The sequence below is a fragment of the Rhodosalinus sp. genome (genome assembly GCF_041685465.1).
In the GTDB taxonomy this organism is placed as follows: Bacteria; Pseudomonadota; Alphaproteobacteria; order Rhodobacterales; family Rhodobacteraceae; genus Rhodosalinus.
In genome coordinates, this window is sequence record NZ_JAWLFS010000028.1 from 1 (window position 1) to 19,569 (window position 19,569).

18 protein-coding genes are annotated in these 19,569 nt (G+C 69.6%); 8 read left to right on the forward strand and 10 right to left on the reverse strand.

Annotation, left to right across the window (positions count from 1 at the left end; genetic code table 11):
* Positions 1 to 174 precede the first annotated feature (174 nt).
* From ACESL7_RS03310 to ACESL7_RS03335, 6 genes are all read left to right on the forward strand, one after another.
* Positions 175 to 1,677 (forward strand): CoA-acylating methylmalonate-semialdehyde dehydrogenase, encoded by a 1,503-nt coding sequence (locus ACESL7_RS03310; protein ID WP_372891426.1) that lies wholly within the window; start codon positions 175 to 177, stop codon positions 1,675 to 1,677.
* A 94-nt stretch (positions 1,678 to 1,771) separates the two neighbouring features.
* Positions 1,772 to 2,902: a carboxylate-amine ligase gene (locus tag ACESL7_RS03315; RefSeq protein WP_372891428.1), complete on the forward strand. Its 1,131-nt coding sequence runs from the start codon at positions 1,772 to 1,774 to the stop codon at positions 2,900 to 2,902.
* A gap of 63 nt (positions 2,903 to 2,965) precedes the next feature.
* Positions 2,966 to 4,111, forward strand: coding sequence for an acyl-CoA dehydrogenase family protein (locus tag ACESL7_RS03320; RefSeq protein ID WP_372891430.1), 1,146 nt, complete (start codon positions 2,966 to 2,968; stop codon positions 4,109 to 4,111).
* Positions 4,108 to 5,157 carry an enoyl-CoA hydratase/isomerase family protein gene (locus tag ACESL7_RS03325; protein WP_372891432.1) on the forward strand — a complete coding sequence of 350 codons (1,050 nt, stop codon included), beginning with the start codon at positions 4,108 to 4,110 and terminating at the stop codon, positions 5,155 to 5,157. The genes ACESL7_RS03320 and ACESL7_RS03325 overlap by 4 nt, the downstream gene beginning before the upstream one ends.
* Entirely contained in the window at positions 5,154 to 6,026 is an 873-nt protein-coding gene (mmsB, locus tag ACESL7_RS03330) for a 3-hydroxyisobutyrate dehydrogenase (protein WP_372891433.1), read from the forward strand. The genes ACESL7_RS03325 and mmsB overlap by 4 nt, the downstream gene beginning before the upstream one ends.
* Positions 6,027 to 6,122: 96 nt before the next feature.
* Complete coding sequence (locus tag ACESL7_RS03335) at positions 6,123 to 6,323, forward strand: YgaP family membrane protein (RefSeq protein WP_372891435.1); 201 nt, start codon at positions 6,123 to 6,125, stop codon at positions 6,321 to 6,323.
* Positions 6,324 to 6,369: 46 nt separating this feature from the next.
* On the opposite strand, the gene ACESL7_RS03340 is transcribed toward ACESL7_RS03335, so the two are convergent.
* The gene (locus ACESL7_RS03340; RefSeq protein ID WP_372891437.1) at positions 6,370 to 7,281 is read right to left on the reverse strand and encodes a patatin-like phospholipase family protein; all 912 of its coding nucleotides are present in this window, start codon (positions 7,279 to 7,281) and stop codon (positions 6,370 to 6,372) included.
* A gap of 87 nt (positions 7,282 to 7,368) precedes the next feature.
* Between ACESL7_RS03340 and ACESL7_RS03345 the strand changes: the two genes are divergently transcribed.
* Positions 7,369 to 7,581 (forward strand): YgaP family membrane protein, encoded by a 213-nt coding sequence (locus ACESL7_RS03345; protein WP_372891439.1) that lies wholly within the window; start codon positions 7,369 to 7,371, stop codon positions 7,579 to 7,581.
* Positions 7,582 to 7,799: 218 nt separating this feature from the next.
* Here ACESL7_RS03345 and ACESL7_RS03350 read toward each other — a convergent pair whose 3' ends face one another.
* Together ACESL7_RS03350 and uvrA are read right to left on the reverse strand one after the other, a co-directional pair.
* Positions 7,800 to 8,912: a porin gene (locus ACESL7_RS03350; RefSeq protein WP_372891441.1), complete on the reverse strand. Its 1,113-nt coding sequence runs from the start codon at positions 8,910 to 8,912 to the stop codon at positions 7,800 to 7,802.
* A gap of 642 nt (positions 8,913 to 9,554) precedes the next feature.
* Positions 9,555 to 12,413, reverse strand: a complete 2,859-nt coding sequence (gene uvrA, locus ACESL7_RS03355; protein ID WP_372891443.1) for an excinuclease ABC subunit UvrA — start codon at positions 12,411 to 12,413, stop codon at positions 9,555 to 9,557.
* Between the two features lie 173 nt (positions 12,414 to 12,586).
* Here uvrA and ACESL7_RS03360 point away from each other — a divergent pair, with 173 nt between their 5' ends.
* Complete coding sequence (locus ACESL7_RS03360; protein WP_372891445.1) at positions 12,587 to 13,525, forward strand: glucokinase; 939 nt, start codon at positions 12,587 to 12,589, stop codon at positions 13,523 to 13,525.
* Here the strand turns inward: ACESL7_RS03360 and ACESL7_RS03365 are convergent.
* The 7 genes from ACESL7_RS03365 to ACESL7_RS03395 form a co-directional block, all read right to left on the reverse strand.
* Entirely contained in the window at positions 13,522 to 13,980 is a 459-nt protein-coding gene (locus ACESL7_RS03365; RefSeq protein WP_372891447.1) for an Lrp/AsnC family transcriptional regulator, read from the reverse strand. The two genes, ACESL7_RS03360 and ACESL7_RS03365, sit on opposite strands and share 4 nt — an antisense overlap.
* A 175-nt stretch (positions 13,981 to 14,155) precedes the next feature.
* Positions 14,156 to 14,944: an FAD binding domain-containing protein gene (locus tag ACESL7_RS03370; protein WP_372891448.1), complete on the reverse strand. Its 789-nt coding sequence runs from the start codon at positions 14,942 to 14,944 to the stop codon at positions 14,156 to 14,158.
* Between the two features lie 85 nt (positions 14,945 to 15,029).
* The gene (locus tag ACESL7_RS03375) at positions 15,030 to 17,393 is read right to left on the reverse strand and encodes a xanthine dehydrogenase family protein molybdopterin-binding subunit (protein WP_372891450.1); all 2,364 of its coding nucleotides are present in this window, start codon (positions 17,391 to 17,393) and stop codon (positions 15,030 to 15,032) included.
* Between the two features lie 82 nt (positions 17,394 to 17,475).
* Positions 17,476 to 17,961, reverse strand: a complete 486-nt coding sequence (locus ACESL7_RS03380; RefSeq protein ID WP_372891452.1) for a (2Fe-2S)-binding protein — start codon at positions 17,959 to 17,961, stop codon at positions 17,476 to 17,478.
* Positions 17,962 to 17,997: 36 nt separating this feature from the next.
* A complete protein-coding gene (locus tag ACESL7_RS03385; protein WP_372891454.1) occupies positions 17,998 to 18,528 on the reverse strand; it encodes an SRPBCC family protein in 531 nt (176 codons plus the stop codon).
* 126 nt (positions 18,529 to 18,654) lie between these two features.
* A complete protein-coding gene (locus ACESL7_RS03390) occupies positions 18,655 to 19,074 on the reverse strand; it encodes an acyl-CoA thioesterase (RefSeq protein ID WP_372891455.1) in 420 nt (139 codons plus the stop codon).
* Between the two features lie 100 nt (positions 19,075 to 19,174).
* Positions 19,175 to 19,569, reverse strand: a 395-nt coding sequence (locus ACESL7_RS03395) for a DUF6537 domain-containing protein (protein WP_372891457.1), incomplete at its 5' end; no start/stop codon positions are given.

The following is a 19,569-nucleotide window of genomic DNA, read 5'->3' on the forward strand; positions in this document are numbered from 1 at the left end:
AGACGAAAACTCGCCGGACGGGACACAACCTACCTCGCGGCAATCCTCGCCTCCTCACCTGCGTGACTTGGATTCGGAGCCCTGGATGCCCGGAGGGGTTTCGGGCGCGCCCCCCTGTCGCACCGCGCCGGGCGCCGCTATGGTTCGCGCCGAACCGGCGCACGGAGGGACACCATGACCGAGGAACTGACACACTGGATCGACGGCGCGCGCGTGGCGGGCCGCTCGGGCCGTTACGGCGACGTCTACAACCCCGCGACGGGCGAGGTGCAGGCGCGCGTGCCGCTGGCCACCGCCGAAGAGCTCGGCGCCGCGGTGGAGAGCGCCGCCGCCGCGCAGCCGGCCTGGGCCGCGACGAACCCGCAGCGCCGCGCGCGCGTGCTGATGGAGTTCGTGCGGCTTCTCAACCGCGACATGGACAAGCTCGCCGAGGCGCTCTCGCGCGAGCACGGAAAGACCGTGCCGGACGCCAAGGGCGACGTGCAGCGCGGCCTCGAGGTGGTCGAGTTCTGCATCGGTGCGCCGCACCTGCTGAAGGGCGAATACACCAACAACGCGGGGCCGGGCATCGACCTCTTCTCGATGCGCCAGCCGCTCGGCGTGGCCGCCGGCATCACGCCCTTCAACTTTCCGGCGATGATCCCGATGTGGAAATTCGCGCCCGCGATCGCCTGCGGCAACGCCTTCATCCTCAAGCCCTCGGAGCGCGACCCGTCGGTGCCGCTGATGCTCGCCGAGCTGATGAAGGAGGCCGGGCTGCCCGACGGCATCCTGCAGGTCGTCAACGGCGACAAGGAGTCGGTGGACGCGATCCTCGACCACCCGGGCATCGCGGCGGTGGGCTTCGTGGGCTCCACGCCGATCGCGGAATACATCTACGCGCGCGGCTGCGCGAATGGCAAGCGCGTGCAGTGCTTCGGCGGCGCCAAGAACCACATGATCGTGATGCCCGACGCCGACATGGACCAGGCCGCCGACGCGCTGGTGGGCGCGGGCTACGGCGCGGCGGGCGAGCGCTGCATGGCGATCTCGGTCGCCGTTCCCGTCGGCGACGAGACCGCCGACCGCCTGATCGAGAAGCTCGTGCCGCGCATCGAGAAACTGAAGGTCGGCCCCTACACCTCGGGTGGCGACGTGGACTACGGCCCCGTGGTGACCGCGCAGGCGAAGGACAAGATCCTCGGCCTGGTGAACAAGGGCGTCGAGCAGGGCGCGGAGCTCGTGGTGGACGGGCGCGACTTCGAGCTGCAGGGCTACGAGAGCGGCTTCTTCGTGGGCCCGCACCTCTTCGACCGGGTGACCCCCGAGATGGACATCTACCGCGAGGAGATCTTCGGCCCCGTGCTCTCCACCGTGCGCGCGGAAAACTACGAGGAGGCGCTCGCGCTCGCCATGGACCACGAGATGGGCAACGGCACCGCGATCTTCACCCGCGACGGCGATGCCGCGCGCGACTTCGCCAACCGCGTGAACGTCGGCATGGTCGGCATCAACTTCCCGATCCCCGTGCCGCTCGCCTATCATACCTTCGGCGGCTGGAAGAAATCGGCCTTCGGCGACCTGAACCAGCATGGTCCGGACGCCTTCCGCTTCTACACGCGCACCAAGACGGTGACAGCGCGCTGGCCGTCGGGCCTCAAGGAAGGCGGGGAGTTCCACTTCAAGGCGATGGATTGAACGAAAACTTTTCGTACGAAAAGTTTTCTCTTGCCGCATGGCGCCCGGCCGCGAATTTTCGAACGAAAATTCGCGGCCTGTCGGAGACGCGCCCATGGGAGATCCCCCCTTCAGCCTCGGCATCGAGGAGGAGTACCTCCTCGTCCGTTCCGGCGACATGGGCCTCGCGGCGGCGCCCGAGGGACTGGTGGAGGAATGCGCCGACGAGCTCGGCGGGCAGGTCAGCCCGGAGTTCCTGCAATGCCAGATCGAGGTGGGCACGCGCGTCTGCCCCGACATCCGCGCGGCGCGTGACGACCTGCGGCGGCTGCGCGCGGGCGTCGCGCGAATCGCCGAGCGCCACGGGCTGGCGGTGATCGCCGTCTCCTGCCATCCCTTCGGCGACTGGAAAGCCCAGCACCACACCGACAAGGACCGCTACAACGCGCTCGACCGCGATCTCGCCGGCGTGGCCCGGCGGATGCTGATCTGCGGGATGCACGTCCACGTCGGCCTCGGCGGGGACGACGCGCTGCGGATCGACCTGATGCGCCAGCTCTCCTATTTCCTGCCGCATCTCCTCGCGCTCTCGGCTTCCTCGCCCTTCTGGCGCGGGGAGGACACGGGGCTCGCCTCCTACCGGCTCACGGTCTTCGACAATCTGCCCCGCACCGGGCTGCCGCCGCAGTTCGCCGCCTGGGAGGACTACGCGCGCTCGGTCGGCGCGCTGACCGATCTCGGCATCATCGAGGATGCCTCGAAGATCTGGTGGGACCTGCGGCCCTCGGTCCGCTTTCCCACGCTCGAGACGCGCATCGCCGACGTGCAGCCCCGGCTGGAGCACACGCTCTCGCTCGCCGCGCTGGTGCAGTCGGTGACGCGGATGCTCTGGCGGCTTCGGCGGATGAACCAGCGCTGGCGCATTCACGAGCCGTTCCTGATCGAGGAGAACCGCTGGCGCGCGCAGCGCTACGGCACCGAGGCGGGGCTGATCGACTTCGGCGCCGGCACCATTCGGCCGGTGCCCGCCCTGCTCGAAGAGCTGATCGATCTGGTGGAGGAAGACGCGGCGGCGCTCGGTTGCCTCGCGGAGCTCGAAAACCTCCGCGACATCCTCGAGACGGGCACCTCGGCGGCCCGCCAGCGCGCGGTGGCGGCCTCGGCCACGGCGACAGGCGCGCAGCCGGACAGCGCGATGCAGGCGGTGGTCGCCCATCTGGTCGAGGAGTTCCACGCCGATCTCTGAGCCTTGCAAAAGTCCTGAAAGAAAGCGCAACTACGCCCGCGTGCAGGAGGAGGAGGACAGCGCATGGATTTCGCCTTGAGCGAGGAGCAGCGGGCCATCTTCGACATGGCCCATGCCTTCGGGCAGGAGCATATCGCGCCCCACGCGCAGGCGTGGGAGCGCCAGGGCACGATCCCCCGCGATCTCTGGCCGAAGGTGGCCGAGCTGGGGCTGGCAGGGATCTACGTCTCCGAAGAGCACGGCGGCTCGGGCCTTGGCCGGCTCGATGCGACGCTCGTCTTCGAGGCGCTGGCAATGGCCTGCCCGTCGGTGGGGTCGTTCCTGTCGATCCACAACATGTGCGGCGGCATGATCGACACCTTCGGATCGGACGAGACGAAGGCCCGCTGGCTGCCGCCGCTCTGTTCGATGGAGACGGTGTTTTCCTACTGCCTCACCGAGCCCGCCTCGGGCTCCGACGCCGCGGCGCTCAAGACCCGTGCGGAGAAGACCAACGAGGGCTACGTCCTCAACGGGACCAAGGCCTTCATCTCGGGCGGCTCCTACTCGGACGCCTACGTGGTGATGTGCCGGACCGGGGCCGACGGCCCCAAGGGCATCTCGACCGTGATCGTGGAGGACGGGACGCCGGGCCTCTCCTTCGGCGGGCTCGAGGAGAAGATGGGCTGGCGCGCGCAGCCCACGGCGCAGGTGCAGTTCGACGATTGCCTGATCCCGCACGGAAACCTGATGGGCGAGGAGGGCCGCGGCTTTTCCTACGCCATGGCCGGGCTCGACGGCGGGCGGCTCAACATCGCGGCCTCGGCGCTGGGGGGCGCGCAGGCGGCGCTCGACGCGGCGCTCGCCTACACCGGCGAGCGCACCGCCTTCGGCCAGACGCTCGACCAATTTCAGGCACTGCAGTTCAAGCTCGCCGAGATGGAGGTGAAGCTTGAATCCGCGCGCACCTTCCTGCGGCAGGCGGCGTGGAAACTGGACGAGAAGGCGCCCGACGCCACGAAGTTCTGCGCGATGGCGAAGCTCTACGTCACCGACGCGGCCTTCGAGGTGGCCAACGACTGCCTCCAGCTGCACGGCGGTTACGGATATCTCGCCGATTACGGGGTCGAGAAGATCGTGCGCGACCTGCGCGTGCACCAGATCCTCGAGGGCACGAACGAGATCATGCGCCTCATCATCGCGCGGCAGATGCTGGAGGCGCGCGGGTGAGCGGCGACATCCTGATCCGCAGGGAGGGCCGCGCGGGGCGCATCACGCTGAACCGGCCCGGGGCGCTCAACGCGCTCACCTGGGAGATGTGCCTCGAGATCGACGCGGCGCTGAAAGACTGGGCGGCGGACGACAGCGTGGCGCTTGTCCTGATCGACGGCGCGGGGGAGCGCGCCTTCTGCGCGGGCGGCGACATCGCGGAGATGTACCGCACGGGCGCGCAGGGCGATTACGACTATGGCCGCCGCTTCTGGGCCGACGAATACCGGATGAACGCGCGGATGGCGGAATTCGCCAAGCCGGTGGTGAGCTTCCTGCACGGCTTCACCATGGGCGGCGGCGTCGGCGTCGGCTGCCACGGCGCGCACCGCCTCGTGGACGAGAGCGCGAAGATCGCCATGCCGGAGTGCGGCATCGGCCTCGTGCCGGACGTGGGCGGCTCGCTCCTGCTGTCGCGGGCGCCGGGGCGGCTCGGCGAGTATCTCGGGCTGACGGGCGCGCGGATGCGCGCGGGCGACGCGATCCACGCGGGCTTCGCCGACCGCTTCGTGCCGGGCGAGGCGTGGACGGGGCTCAAGGCCGAGCTGTGCCTCACCGGCGACGTGGGGGCGATCGCCGCCGCGGCCGATACGCCCCCCGAGAGCGCCCTCGCCGCGCGGCAGGCGGAGATCGACGCGCTCTTCGCGGACACGACGCTCGACGCGATCGTGAATGCCCTGCGCGGGGCCGAGACGGAGTTCGCCCGCGAGGCGCTCGCGGCGGTGGAGCGCAACGCGCCGCTCTCCATGGGCTGCACGCTCGAGATGCTGCGCCGCCTGCGCCCCGGCGCCACGATCCGCGACGCGCTCGCGCAGGAATACCGCGTCACCTATCGCGCGATGGAGCACGGCGATTTCCTCGAGGGGATCCGCGCCGCGATCATCGACAAGGACAAGACCCCGCGCTGGCGCCACGCCCTCGACGGGCTCGCCGCGGAGGACGTGGAGCGCATGCTCGCGCCGCTGGGGGAGGCGGCACTCGATTTCGGGGAGGAGGAGAATCCATGAAGATCGGTTTCATCGGGCTCGGCAACATGGGCGCGCCGATGGCGGCGAACCTCGTGGCCGCGGGCCACGACGTCACGGGCCACGACACTGCCGGGGTGACGGTTGAGGGCGTCACGCCCGCCGGGAGCGCGGCCGAGGCCGCCGGCGGCGCGGAGGTGGTCATCACCATGCTGCCGAACGGCGACATCCTGCGCACGGTCGCAGGCGAGATCGTGCCGGCGATGGCGCCCGGCGCGGTGTTCCTCGACTGCTCGACGGTGGACGTGGAAAGCGCCCGCGCGGTCGCCGAACAGGCGCAGGCGGCGGGCCTCTCGGCGCTCGACGCCCCCGTCTCCGGCGGCGTCGGCGGCGCCGAGGGCGGCACGCTCACCTTCATGGTGGGCGGCGACGAGGCCGGTTTCATGAAGGCCGAACCGCTCTTCGACGTGATGGGCAGGAAGGCCGTCCACTGCGGCCCCTCGGGCAACGGGCAGGCGGCGAAGATCTGCAACAACATGATCCTCGGGGCGACGATGATCGTCACCTGCGAGGCCTTCGCGCTCGCCGACAAGCTGGGCCTCGACCGACAGGCGATGTTCGACGTGGTCTCCACCTCCTCCGGGTCCAGCTGGTCGATGAACACCTACTGCCCGGCGCCGGGGGTCGGGCCGAGCTCGCCCGCCGACAACGACTACACGCCGGGCTTCGCCGCGGACCTGATGCTGAAGGACCTGCGCCTCGCCATGCAGGCGGCGGAAGCCGCGGATGCCGACACCCCGCTGGGCGCGGCCGCGATGCGGCTTTACGCCGAGTTCGTGGAGCAGGAAGATGGCGCCGGGCGCGACTTCTCGGCCATGCTGCCACGCTTCGAGGGACGTGGGCGGGGCTGATCACACGCGACACTTGCGCGAAATCAAGGCCGCTGCATTCCGAATCCGGCATACATGCGGCAAGGCCCTTGGGGCCGATCCGAAACGGAGGAAGACATGTTCACCAAGAATGTCGGCACCATCGACCGCGTGCTGCGCATCGTCGTGGGCCTTGCGCTGATCGCGGCCTTTTTTCTCAACCCCGCCGGCGCCTGGAGCTGGCTCTACCTGATCGGCATCGTGCCGCTTCTGACCGGGATCTTCGCCACCTGCCCGGCCTATTCGATCTTCGGCATGAACACCTGCCAGAGCCGCTGAGCTCCCGGGGCGCGCCGATCGCGGCGCGCCCGCAGGGTGGGCGCCGTCAGGCGCCGTCGCGCAGCTGGCGGATCGCGTCGGCGTTCTCCATCACCGCGTCGCGTCCCGCGGCGATCGCCTCGTCGGCCCGGAACATCTCGATGAAGGTGATCTGGCGCAGGTCGAGTTCGAGCGCGAGATGCGGCGGATCGCTCTCGGCGCGGGTTTCGCGGACATATTCGCTGAGGATGTCGATCGCGGCCGAGACGACCTCGAAATAGTTGGGCGGCTCCGGCTCCGGATCCCGCGGGCGCCAGAACTCGCGCAATGCCGGCGGGAGCTGTGCGACGATCCCCGACTGGCCCAGCCGGTCGAACACGCCGTCCACCTCCGATGCCGGCGACCAGATCCGCCCGTCGTCGCGCCCGTTCGGGTTGATCGCGATGGTCACTTCGGCGCCGAGCGCGCGGCAGGCCGAGGCCGGCACCGGGTTGATGACACCGCCGTCGAGCAGCCAGCGCCCGTCCACGTGATGCGGCGCGAAGAAGCCGGGGATCGAGATCGATCCACGCACCGCGTCGAGAAGCGAGCCGTCCTGCAGCCAGACCTCGTGGCCGGTGCTCATGTCGGTCGCCACGGCGATGAAGGGGCGGTCCAGCCGCTCGAAGCGATCGGGCAGCCCCATTGCCTCGAGCGCATGCATGATCGCACGCCCCTGCACGAGGCCGCCGCCCCGGAGGCGAAGGTCGAAGTAGCCGAGAAAGGCCGCGCGGGTCAGCCCGCGCGCGAAGTCCTCCAGCGCGTCGAGCTTGCCCGCGGCCCAGGCGGCACCGACGACCGCGCCCATCGAACAGCCCGCGACGACATCCGGCGCGACGCCGATCTCGTCGAGCGCGCGAAGCGCGCCGATATGCGCCCAGCCACGCGCACCGCCCGATCCGAGGGCGAGGCCCAGCTTGCGGTTTCGCCCCTCGCTCACGTTCCCTCCTCCGCCGCGCCCCTTGAATCGGGGCCGGGTCCGCCCTTCCTCTAGCGTGTCGGAAACACGATGCGAAGGAGGTACGTCATGTTCGAGACCAACGTCGGCATGCTCGATCGTATCATCCGCGTGGTCGTGGGCCTCGCGCTGATTTCCGGCTTCTGGCTGATGCCCGAGGCGGAGTGGCGCTGGGCCTTCTGGCTGGGCGCGATCCCGGCGCTGTCGGGCCTCGTGGGCTGGTGCCCGGCCTACCGTCTGCTGGGCTGGTCCACGCGCGACGACGGCAGCGCCCGCGCCTGAGGCGGGCGCCGCGCCCGCGGGGGTTTCACACCCCCGCACCCCCGTGGGATATTTCACCCAAGAAGAAGGGACGATCGCGGCGCGGAGCGTGCCGCCCCGCGTGCGGCGTTGAAAAAAGGCCCCGGCCGAAGCCGGGGCCAAGGTTCGAAAGCCGAGCGGGACGCCGACCGTCGAGGGAACGGGCGGCCGGCGCCGCCTAAGCGCCGGCCGATAGCAGATCAGAACTCGAGCGTCAGCAGCGCGGTGGCGCCGTGGCGGATCTCGGGCGCGCCGAGTTCGTCCTCGCTCTCGTTGTCGGCCTCCGCGTAGGAGACGAGGAAGCTCGCACCATTGCCGAGGTCGAACTCCGCGCCGACGTAGGCGCCGCCGTCGTCTTCGGGATCCTCGTCGTCGATGACGCCGGCAAGGATCACGACGCTCTCGCTCACCTCGTAGGAGCCCTCGACGCCGGTCAGATAGGCGCCCTGCTCGTCTTCGTAATAGGCTTCGGCGACAAGCGGACCACTCTCGTAGCCGACCGAGACGCCCCAGTTGTCGTCGCCTTCCGATTCGTCCACGAAGTAGGCGCCGAGCGCGACGTCCTGAATGTCGTAACCGAGCTCGATGCCGGTCGAGTCGGTGTCCGCCGTCTCGTTCCGGGCGTAGCCGAGGCGAACGTCGAGGCCCTCGAAGGAGGTGCCGACGGAGAGCGCGAAGACTTCGGCATCCTCGAAGTCACCGTTCTCGTCCGGGTCGAAGTCGTAGGTGGCTTCCTCCTGATAGGCGACGGAGACGTCGAACATGTCGAATTCGCCGTTGACCGCGACGCCGAGCTGATCGAACTCGCCTTCGCCGTCACCGCCGAGCGCGAAGTCGTCCGTGTGCAGCACGCTCGACAGGCCGAAGGACAGAGGCCCGTAGCTGCCGGTGAAAAGGATGCCCGTCTCGCCATCTGCCTCCGAGAAGGCGTCCGATTCCATGTCGCCGGCCGACTGCCACATCGAGTCAGGCGCGAAGTCGACCGTGCCGAAGGCCATGGCGAAGGCGTCGCCCGACAGGCCAAGGATGAAGGATTCCGCCTCGAAGTCGTCCGAGAGATCGTCGGTGTCGACGCCGCCGCCGCCTTCCTGATCGAGGAACAGGATGGTGGCCTCGGCCTCGGCCGTGAGGCCGTAATCGAGCTCGACCGAAAGCTTCGGCGTGATCTCGGCGGTGGCGATGACGCCCTCGCCGTCCTCGACCGTCTCTTGGTCGTTGTAGCCGAGCTCGACCTGACCGGACCAGGTGATCTCCGCCGAGGCGACCCCGGCGAGGGAGACGAGGGCCGTGCTGGCCAGAAGAATGCGATACATGCGCTGCTCCACTTGTTGCATACGAAGCGGCGCGTATTCGCGGCACATGACGAATTTTTAACAATGTCCGTCCGGACCAACCCGCTGCCGTGGGCGTTGTCATTTTACCACTTTTCACTCTCGAAATTTCAGTTTTCAAATTTATATTACATAATTTTCATGCTTTCTTTGTGATTTTGTCAATATTTTCCCAAGGACGTATCGTGTCCGAACGGGTCTCGAATCAACAGGTTACCTGTAAATATCTTCGGTGTGCGACCATTTGCGTACTTGGCACCGATAGTGATCGAATCCCTTCCGTTCGGGCCTTCATATTTCTGAAATCCGCCTGTCACATTCCATCACCCTCCAGATATTCAATCCTGGTTTCTTTCGGTTCAGAATGGCCATATATTCCAGCGTCCAATCGATCGCGCACACCGGAACGCGATCGTGCGTCCCTCACGCAAGGGAGCGCCACGGCGTCCCCGTCCGGTCACCGCGAGAGGCGGGCCGGCACCGGGAGGGCGCAGCAGGCGGCAGCCCGGGCGGGCGCAGGGTCGCGCGCGACGCGATCATGAACGGCGCGCTGGTGGGATCACCAAGGAAGGCAGGCGCCCCTCGGGCGGGCGGCGGGGCGCAGGGCGCGCGCCCGCGGGCGTGTCACTCGGCCGCGACTTTCCTCGCGTCGAGCATCGGGCGCAGGTAGCGGCCGGTGTGACTGCGGTCGACGCGGGCGATGTCCTCCGGCGTGCCCTCGGCCACGATCTCGCCCCCGCCGTCGCCGCCCTCGGGGCCGATGTCGACGATGTGGTCGGCGGTCTTGATGACGTCGAGGTTGTGCTCGATCACGACGACCGTGTTGCCGGCCTCCACCAGCGAGTGCAGCACCTCGAGCAGCTTCTTCACGTCCTCGAAGTGCAGGCCCGTCGTCGGCTCGTCGAGGATGTAGAGGGTGCGGCCCGTCGACCGCTTGGCGAGCTCGCGCGAGAGCTTGACGCGCTGCGCCTCGCCCCCCGAGAGGGTCGTCGCCTGCTGGCCGACCTTGATGTAGCCGAGGCCGACCTCGCAGAGGGCATCCATCTTCTCGCGGATGGCGGGCACCGCCTTGAAGAACTCCTGCGCGTCCTCGACCGTCATGTCGAGCACGTCGGCGATGGACTTGCCCTTGAACCTGATCTCAAGCGTTTCACGGTTGTAGCGCGCGCCCTTGCAGGTCTCGCAGGTGACGTAGACGTCCGGCAGGAAGTGCATCTCGATCTTGATGACGCCGTCGCCCTGACAGGCCTCGCAGCGCCCGCCCTTCACGTTGAAGGAGAAGCGCCCCGGCTTGTAGCCCCGCGCCTTGGCTTCCGGCAGCCCCGCGAACCAGTCGCGGATCGGGGTGAAGGCGCCGGTATAAGTCGCCGGGTTCGACCGCGGCGTCCGCCCGATCGGGCGCTGGTCGATGTCGATGACCTTGTCGAGATGCTCGAGCCCCTTGATCGTCTCGCAGGGCGCGGGCGTCTGGCGCGCGCCGTTGAGCCGCATGGAGGCGGTCTTGAAGAGCGTCTCGACGGTGAGCGTGGACTTGCCCCCGCCCGAGACGCCGGTGACGCAGACGAACTTGCCGAGCGGCAGGTCCACCGTCACGTCCTTCAGGTTGTTGCCGTGGGCGTTGACGACGGTCAGGGCCTTGCCGTTGCCCGCGCGGCGCACGGCGGGCACCGGGATCTCCCGCGTGCCGGCGAGGTACTGCCCGGTCACCGAGGCCGGGTCGGCGGCGATCTCCTCCGGCGTGCCCTGCGCGACGATCCGTCCGCCGTGCACGCCGGCGCCGGGGCCGATGTCGAGGACGAAATCGGCCTCGCGGATCGCCTCCTCGTCGTGTTCGACGACGATCACCGTGTTGCCCTGGTCCCGCAGGTTCTTGAGCGTGGTCAGGAGCCGGTCGTTGTCGCGCTGATGCAGGCCGATGGAGGGCTCGTCGAGGACGTAGAGCACCCCCGTCAGCCCCGAACCGATCTGGGAGGCGAGCCGGATACGCTGGCTCTCGCCGCCCGAGAGGGTGCCCGCGGCGCGCGAGAGCGTCAGATACTCGAGCCCGACGTTGTTGAGAAACCCCAGCCGCTCGCGGATTTCCTTGAGGATGGCGCGGGCGATCTCGTTCTTCTGCTTGCCGAGGTGCTCCGGCGCCGCCTCGATCCAGGCGTAGGCCTCGCGGATGGAGTGCGCGACCACCTCGCCGATGTGCTGCCCGCCGATCTTCACGGCGAGCGCCTCGTCGCGCAGGCGGTGACCGCCGCAGGCCTTGCAGGGGCGGTTGTTCTGAAAGCGCTCGAACTCCTCGCGGATCCAGGCGCTGTCGGTCTCGCGGTAGCGCCGCTCCATGTTGGGGATCACCCCCTCGAAGCTGCGCGTCACCTGATAGACGCGCCCGCCCTCGTCGTAGCGAAAGAGGATCTCCTCCTCGCCCGAGCCGTAGAGAAGCACCTGCTGCACGCGCTCCGGCAGGTCCTTCCAGCGCGCGTTGCGGTCGAAACCGTAGTGCCGCGACAGCGATTCGAGGGTCTGCGTGACATAGGGCGACTTGCCCCTGCGCCAGGGCGCGAGCGCCCCGTCGCCGAGGCGCAGGTCCGCGTCCGGCACCACCAGCGCCGGGTCGAAGAAAAGCTCCACCCCGAGCCCGTCGCAGGAGGGACAGGCGCCGAAGGGCGCGTTGAAGGAAAAGAGCCGCGGCTCGATCTCGGGGATGGTGAAGCCCGAGACCGGGCAGGCGAAGTTCTCGGAGAAGGTGATGCGCTCCGGCTCGCCCTCGCGCGGCGCGGTCTCGAGGATGGCGATGCCGGAGGCCAAGTCCAGCGCCGTGCGGAAGCTGTCGGCGAGACGCGTCTCCATCCCCTCGCGCACGACGATGCGGTCCACGACCACGTCGATGTCGTGGCGGTACTTCTTGTCGAGCGTCGGGGGATCGTCGAGCTCGTGGAAGGCGCCGTCGACCTTCACCCGCTGGAAGCCCTGCTTGCGGAGCTCCAGCATCTCCTTGCGGTACTCGCCCTTGCGGTCGCGGACGATGGGCGCGAGCAGATAGGCGCGCGTGCCCTCCTCCATGCGCATCACGGCGTCCACCATGTCCTGCACCTGCTGCGCCTCGATGGGCAGGCCGGTGGCCGGGCTGTAGGGCGTGCCCGCGCGGGCGAAGAGCAGGCGCAGGTAATCGTAGATCTCGGTCACCGTGCCGACGGTGGAGCGGGGGTTCTTGCTCGTCGTCTTCTGCTCGATCGAGATCGCCGGCGAGAGGCCCGAGATCTGGTCGACGTCGGGCTTTTCCATCATGTCGAGGAACTGCCGCGCGTAGGCCGAGAGCGATTCGACGTAGCGCCGCTGTCCCTCGGCATAGATCGTGTCGAAGGCGAGGCTGGATTTCCCCGACCCCGAGAGACCGGTGATCACCACGAACCGGTCGCGGGGAATGTCCACGTCGACACCGGCAAGATTGTGCTCGCGCGCGCCGCGCACCTGGATGGACTTCAACTCGGCCATCGGACACCCCCTGAACCCGTGTCACAGATAGGGGAGCGGCCGCGCTTCGCCAATCGAAAAGTGGGAACGTTCCGGGAACGCCGGCCGCCGCCGCGGCACTTCGCCCTGCGCGCAGGGCTTTGACCGGGCCCGCGCCGGCGCGTAGCCTCCGGATCGGGGACAGGATCGGGCGCATGACGACAGGGCAAGGCACGCTCGCCCTCGTGGGCGACATCGGCGCGACCACGGCGCGACTCGCGCTGGCGCGCGACGGCATGCCGGTGCCCGGCAGCGCGGCGCGCCGCGCCACCGCCGATCACGCGAGCGCCGAGGCGCTGCTCGCGGACTACCTGCGCACGCAGGACGGGGCGCCGCGCACCGCCTGCCTCGCCGTCGCCGGTCCGGTCCGCGGCGGCAGCGCCTGGATGCGCAACCGCGGCTGGCAGATCGGGGCGGACGCGCTCTCCGCGGTGCTCGGCCTCGACCATGTGACCCTGTTGAACGACCTGCAGGCGCAGGGGCTGGCCCTCGACCGGCTCGGCGCGGCGGCCCAGGATCCGCTTCTGGCCGGGGCGCCGGAGCCGGCGGCGGCGCGGCTGGTGATCGGACTCGGGACCGGGGTGAACTGCGCGCCGGTGCACGTGGTGCCGGGCGCCGCCCTCCCCGTCGTCCCGGCGACGGAAGGGGGCGCCGTCGCCCTGCCCGTCCATGACGCGGAAAGCCTCGCGCTCGTCGACTGGCTGCGCGGCACGGCCGGTGGCGCCACGGTGGAAGAGGCGCTCTCGGGCCGCGGCCTCGCCCGGCTCTGGCGCTTCGCGGGCGGGCACGGCCGGCTCGGCCCGCAGGACGTGCTGACCGAGGCGGCCGCGGGCGAGCATCACGCCGCCGCGGCGCTCGCGCTCTACGCGCGGCTTCTCGGCCACGCGGCGCGCGACATGGCGCTGGCGCATCTGGCGCTCGGCGGCGTCTGGCTCGCCGGCGGCCTCGCCCGCGCGGTCGCGCCCTGCCTGCGCCGCAACGGCTTCGAGGCGGCCTTCCGCGCCGATCCTCTGACGGCGGAGATCCCCGTGCAGGTCGTCGCCGACGACGCCGCCGCCGTGCTCGGCTGCGCGCGACTGGCGGCCTCGGACTAGAGCGGCAACGTCGCGCTGCGCTTGATCTCGCGCAGCACGACATTCGTGCGCGCGCTCGACACCCCCGGCACACGGAACAGGAAATCCTCGAGAAAGCGGTTGTAGGCGTCGATATCGGCGCAGAGGACGCGCAGGTGATAGTCCGCCTCGCCGGTCGTGGCGAAACAGTCCATCACCTCGGGACGCGTCTCCATCGCTCGGATGAAGGCCGAGAGGTTTTCCGGCTCGTGCCGCGTGAGCTGCACATGCACGATGGCCTGAAAGCCCAGACCGCAGGCGCGCGGGTCCGCCTCTGCCCGCCACGCGCGGATCACCCCGGCGGACTCGAGCCGCTTCACCCGCCGCCAGGCCGCCGAGGGCGACATGCCCGCCACCTCGGCAAGCTCCGCGGTGGAGAGCCGCGAGTCGCGCTGCAGCGCGGCGAGCAAGCGGATGTCCTGCGCCGTGAGATCCATGCGTCCTCCCCGCACGCGCGCGCCCCCGGGCTCCGGGGCACATCGGTGGCCGCCGGCCGGGGCCTGCATCGCGCCGGCGGATGCCTCGGCGATCATCGGGTGGCAGGCCGCCCGGATCATCCCCGGCCCGCCGCCCGCGCCCCATCGCGGCGCGACGGGGCGCGATGCCGCCCGCTCAGCGGGCCGCGGCCACCGCGCGGCGGGTCATCACGCCCACCAGATGCGCGCGGTACTCGGGCGAGCCGTGCAGGTCGCCGATCATACCCTCGGCCGGCACCGACAGCCCCTGCACCGCGTCAGGCGAAAAGTTCGATGCGAGCGCCGCTTCCGCCTCGCTCCAGCGAAAGACGCCCTCCTCCGAGGCGCCGGTGACGGCCACGCGCACCCCGTCTGCGAATTTCGCCACGAAGACGCCGACCAGCGCGAAGCGCGAGGCGGGCTGCTCGAATTTCTCGTAATGCGCGACCTCCGGCACGGGGAATCGCACCTCGGTGATGATCTCGCCCTCCTCGAGCGCGGTCATGAACATGCCCTCGAAGTAGTCGTCGGCCGCGATCTCGCGGGTGTTCGTCACGATGGTCGCGCCGGAGGCGAGCGCCGCCGCCGGGTAGCAGGCGGAAGGGTCGTTGTTGGCGAGGCTGCCGCCGATGGTGCCGCGGTTGCGCACCGCCGGGTCGCCGATGTTGGCCGCGAGCGCGGCGAGCGCCGGGTATTCCGGCACGCCGGCCGCCACCTCTGCGTGGGTCGTGCCGCCGCCGATGCAGATCCGGCCCGCGTCGTCGCGGCAGATGCCGCGGATCTCGTCCACGCCCCTGAGGCTCACCAGCTTCGAGGGCGCCGCGAGGCGCTGCTTGAGCGAGGGGATCAGCGTCTGTCCCCCGCCGAGGGGCAGCGCCTCCTCCGTCTGAAGCGCCGTGACCGCCTCGCTCAGGCTCGTCGGTTTCTCGAATTCGAACGCATACATCCTGGTCGTCCTCCGCGCGGGGCCGCGCCCCGCCCTTTCAATGATCCTCGGTCCGGCGGGCGGCGCCGCGCGCCGCCCGCGCGGGTCAGTCCTGCATCGCCGCCCAGACGCGGGCCGGCGTCAGCGGCATGTCGATATGCCCGACCTTGTGCCCGCCCGAGTGCAGCGCATCGATCACCGCGTTGACGATCGTCGGCGGCGAGCCGATGGCGCCCGCCTCGCCGCAGCCCTTCACGCCGAGCGGATTGTGCGTGCAGGGTGTCTGACAGGAATGATCGACCGCGTAGAAGGGCACGTCGTCGGCGCGCGGCATGGCGTAGTCCATGTAGGAGGCCGAGACGAGCTGTCCGGTCTCGTCGTAGGCGCAGTTTTCCAGCAGCGCCTGCCCGATCCCCTGCGCGATCCCCCCGTGCACCTGCCCGTCCACGATCATCGGGTTGATGACGTTGCCGAAATCGTCGGCGGCGGCGAAGCGCTCGATGGTCACCTTGCCCGTTTCCGGGTCCACCTCCACCTCGCAGGCGTAGGCGCCGGCCGGATAGGTGAAGTTGGCCGGATCATAGAAGGCCGTCTCCTCCAGCCCCGGCTCGATATCCTCCAGGGGGTAGTTGTGGGGGACATAGGCCGCGAGCGTCACGTCGCCCCAGGCCACCTCCTTGTCGGTGCCCGCCACGGTGAACTTGCCGTCCCGGAGCTCGATGTCGGCCTCGGCCGCCTCCAGCAGGTGCGCGGCGATCTTCTTGGCCTTGGCGACGACCTTCTCGGTCGCGCGCACCATGGCCGAACCGCAGACGGCGAGCGAGCGCGAGCCGTAGGTGCCCATGCCGAAGGGGATCTTCGAGGTGTCGCCGTGCACGATCTCGACCTGATCCTCGCCGATGCCCAGCATTTCCGAGATCACCTGCGGGAAGGAAGTCTCGTGCCCCTGCCCGTGGCTGTGGGCGCCGACCATGACGCTGATCGAGCCGGTGGCGTTCACGCGCACGGTCGCGGCATCGTAGAGCCCGGCGCGCGCCCCGAGCTGGCCCACGAGGTTCGAGGGCGCGATCCCGCAGGCCTCGATATAGGCGTTGACGCCAAGCCCACGCAGCTTGCCTTTCGCCTCGCTTTCCCTGCGCCGCGCCTCGAAGCCTTCGATGTCGGCGATCTCCTCGAGCTTGTCCATCGTGGCGTTGTAGTCGCCGGTGTCGTATTCCACCGCGACCGGCGTGGCATAGGGGAACTCGGTGACGAAGTTCTGCCGCCGGAGCGCGATGGGATCGACGCCGAGCTCGCGCGCCGCCTTGTCGATCACCCGCTCGAGCTGAAAGGTCGCCTCGGGCCGGCCCGCGCCGCGGTAGGCGTCCACCGGCACAGTGTTGGTAAAGACCGCCTTCACGTTCACGTAGATGTTGGGCGTCCTGTAGTTGCCAGCCATCAGCGTGCCATGCAACCAGGTCGGCACCGAGGGCGCGAAGGTCGAGAGATAGGCGCCCATGTTGGCGTGGGTCTCGGTCCGGATCGCCGTGAAGTTGTTCTCCGCGTCCAGCGCAAGCTCGATCTTCGTGACGTGATCGCGCCCGTGCGCGTCCGACATGAAGGCCTCGGACCGGGTCGAGGTCCATTTCACCGGCCGCCCGAGTTGCCGCGCGGCGAAGGTGCAGAAGGCCTCCTCGGCGTAGTGGAAGATCTTCGAGCCGAAGCCGCCGCCCACGTCGGGCGCCACCACCCGCAGCTTGTGCTCGGGGATGCCCAGCACGAAGGCCCCCATCAGAAGGCGGATGACGTGCGGGTTCTGGCTCGTGGTGTAGAGCGTCGACTGATCGTCGGCGCGGCTGTAGTCGCCCACCGCGACGCGCGGCTCCATCGGGTTCGCGACGAGCCGGTTGTTGACGAGCTCCAGCGTGGTGACATGCGCGGCCTCGCGGATCGCCGCGTCGACCTTGGCGCGGTTCTCCTCGACGAAGCCCCAGTCGTAGCAGAGGTTGCCGTCGAGATCGTCGTGCACCTTGGGTGCGTCGTCGGCCAGAGCAGCCTTCATGTCCACGACCGCCGGCAGCTCGGCGATGTCGAACTCGATCGCCTCGGCCGCGTCGCGCGCCCGCTCGCGGCTGTCGGCCACGACGGCGGCGAGGATCTCGCCCACGTGGCGCACCTTTCCTTGCGCGATCACCGGATGCGCGGGCTCCTGCATCGGCTGGCCGTGCTTGTCGGTCACCTGCCAGCCGCAGGGCAGCCCGCCCACGCCCTCGAAGTCCTTGCCGGTGAAGACACGCTTGACGCCCGGCATTCCCTCGGCGTCCGACGTGTCGATGTGCCGGATTTCCCCATGCGCGATGTCCGAACGCAGGAAATGCACGTACAGCTGGCGCGGCAGGTTGATGTCGTCGGTGTAGTTGCCGGTTCCCGTCAGGAACCGCACGTCCTCGCGCCGCTTGCTCGCGGCGCCGATGCCATGGTCCTTCGGCATTCCCTTGTCCTCCCTGGGTCGGGCCGCGCCCCCTCCGCGTGACCCTGCCTCTTTCAATGGTCTCCGACTAACCGCCCGGCGGTCATTCGGCGGCGATGCGGTCCGCGTCCTGCCCGCTGGCGGCGAGCACCGCCTTGACGATGTTGTGGTATCCCGTGCAGCGGCAGATGTTGCCCTCGAGGTAGTCGCGGATCTCCGCCTCGCTCGGGCGCGGGTTCTCCTCGAGCAGCGCGGCGGCCGACATCACCATGCCCGGCGTGCAGAACCCGCACTGCAGCCCGTGGTGATCCTGAAACGCCTGCTGCACCACGGTGAGCGAGCCGTCGGGGTTGGCCATCCCCTCGATCGTGCGCACCTCCGCGCCCTCGGCTTCCAGCGCGAAGATGGTACAGGCCTTCACCGCCTTGCCGTCCACATGCACCACGCAGGCCCCGCACTGCGAGGTATCGCAACCCACGTGCGTTCCGGTAAGGCCGAGCTCCTCGCGCAGGAACTCGACGAGCAGCGTGCGGCCCTCCGCCTCGCCCTCGGCCGCCTCGCCGTTCACCGTCATGCTGACCTTGGTCATCCAGTCCTCCCTACCGTCGCATGTCGCCGGGTGCGTTCACGCCCCGGCATCACCCTTCACAAGCCGCTTGAACCAGCCCTTCCGGCCGCCCGTGCCCTCGGCCTCGGGCGCCTCCTCGGGGTCGGCCGGTCCCTCCAGCGCCTCCTGGAAGCGCTCGAAGAACTGGTCCGCCATCTTCTTGGCGAAGCCGTCGATCACGCGGCTCCCGAGCTGCGCGAGCTTGCCGCCCACCTTGGCATCGACCTCGTAGGTCAGTCGCGTGCCTTCGGGAATCTCTTCCAGCGTCACGTCGGCGCCGCCCTTGGCGAAGCCCGCGGCGCCCCCCTTGCCCTCGCCGGCGAGGTGGAGGCTCTCCAGATGCTGCATGTCCGAGATCGTCACGGTCCCCTTGAAGGTCGCCTTCACCGGGCCGACCTTCTGCGTGACGGTCGCCTGAAACCCGTCTTCCGCGCTGCCGTCGAGCTCCTGGCATCCCGGCACCGCGGCCTTCAGCACCTCGGCACTGAGAAGCGCGGCCCAGACGGTCTCGCGGTCGGCCCGGATATCCCGGCTGCCCGTCATGTGCATCGCGTGATGTCTCCCTGCTCTGCCACGCGCCGCGGGGCGCGGAACCTCTCGGTCAAGTGGTAGCGCAGAACATGCGGCGGCGTCAGCCCTTTTCCTTCGCCGCGCCGCAGCGCGGCGCGCGGCTGCTCAAAGCCGGAGCGCCGCGCGCAGCGGCGCCACCTCGCCCGCTGTCATGCGCCCGTCGCGGTGCAGGAAGACGCCGCGCAGCTCGTGCCCGACGACCGCGAGGCGCTCCCCGACATGGCCGGTGTAGTCAAGGCGCACCGCCTTCGCGTGCCAGCCGGACGCGCGCATCCCGAGCACGAGGGTCTCGTTCTCGCGCACCGGGGCACGAAAGCGCGCGTCGGCTTCCATCAACCCGAGACCGGCAGAGCCGAGCCTCTCGCAAAGCGCCGCATGTCCGCCCGCACGCAGGAAAAGAAAATCGTGGAAGCACCGGTCGAACCAGCGGAAGAAGGTGGGGTAAAAGACGATCCCCGCCGGGTCGCAGTCGCCGAAGGTGACGGCGACGCGCAGGACGTGATCCGGTGGGCTGTCGCCAGTCATGACGGTCTCCCTTCGTGTCACGGCCCGCACTGGTGCCGTCCGGCGGGCCCCTCGAGGCCTCTTGGCGAGGAGCGCTCGCCCGGGCGCGACCGAGCCCCTGTCAGGCCGTGCCGGCGGTGGTGAAGCTCCGCACCGTGTTCAGCGCATCGTCGAGCGCTGTGCCCTCCGGGTCGTCGAGCGCCGCCTGAATGAGGCGCGCTGACCAGTCGGCGGCGTCCTCGCGCCCCTCGACGAGGGCGATGCCGCTCATCACCTTGTCGAACTTCGCGAGACCGCGGGCATGCGTGTCCGAGTACCCCTTGATGAGCCGCCGCGCCTTGAGCGTCTCGACCGCGAGCGCATAGTCGCGCGGCAGGCGCGTCTCGGCCGTCTCGAGCCATTCGGTCCAGTGCGCCTCCTCGACACGGTGGCGCAGCAGCCGACGGCGCCAGCGGCGCAGGCCACCGAGCGCGTAGAACATCGTGAAACCGATCACCCGGTCGGAACGGATGCGCC

Coding starts and splice junctions, on each gene's coding strand:
- ACESL7_RS03310 (WP_372891426.1), top strand. CDS start 175: ATGACCGAGGAACTGACACACTGGATCGACGGCGCGCGCGTGGCGGGC.
- ACESL7_RS03315 (WP_372891428.1), top strand. CDS start 1,772: ATGGGAGATCCCCCCTTCAGCCTCGGCATCGAGGAGGAGTACCTCCTC.
- ACESL7_RS03320 (WP_372891430.1), top strand. CDS start 2,966: ATGGATTTCGCCTTGAGCGAGGAGCAGCGGGCCATCTTCGACATGGCC.
- mmsB (WP_372891433.1), top strand. CDS start 5,154: ATGAAGATCGGTTTCATCGGGCTCGGCAACATGGGCGCGCCGATGGCG.
- ACESL7_RS03335 (WP_372891435.1), top strand. CDS start 6,123: ATGTTCACCAAGAATGTCGGCACCATCGACCGCGTGCTGCGCATCGTC.
- ACESL7_RS03345 (WP_372891439.1), top strand. CDS start 7,369: ATGTTCGAGACCAACGTCGGCATGCTCGATCGTATCATCCGCGTGGTC.
- ACESL7_RS03350 (WP_372891441.1), bottom strand. CDS start 8,912: ATGTATCGCATTCTTCTGGCCAGCACGGCCCTCGTCTCCCTCGCCGGG.
- uvrA (WP_372891443.1), bottom strand. CDS start 12,413: ATGGCCGAGTTGAAGTCCATCCAGGTGCGCGGCGCGCGCGAGCACAAT.
- ACESL7_RS03360 (WP_372891445.1), top strand. CDS start 12,587: ATGACGACAGGGCAAGGCACGCTCGCCCTCGTGGGCGACATCGGCGCG.
- ACESL7_RS03365 (WP_372891447.1), bottom strand. CDS start 13,980: ATGGATCTCACGGCGCAGGACATCCGCTTGCTCGCCGCGCTGCAGCGC.
- ACESL7_RS03370 (WP_372891448.1), bottom strand. CDS start 14,944: ATGTATGCGTTCGAATTCGAGAAACCGACGAGCCTGAGCGAGGCGGTC.
- ACESL7_RS03375 (WP_372891450.1), bottom strand. CDS start 17,393: ATGCCGAAGGACCATGGCATCGGCGCCGCGAGCAAGCGGCGCGAGGAC.
- ACESL7_RS03380 (WP_372891452.1), bottom strand. CDS start 17,961: ATGACCAAGGTCAGCATGACGGTGAACGGCGAGGCGGCCGAGGGCGAG.
- ACESL7_RS03385 (WP_372891454.1), bottom strand. CDS start 18,528: ATGCACATGACGGGCAGCCGGGATATCCGGGCCGACCGCGAGACCGTC.
- ACESL7_RS03390 (WP_372891455.1), bottom strand. CDS start 19,074: ATGACTGGCGACAGCCCACCGGATCACGTCCTGCGCGTCGCCGTCACC.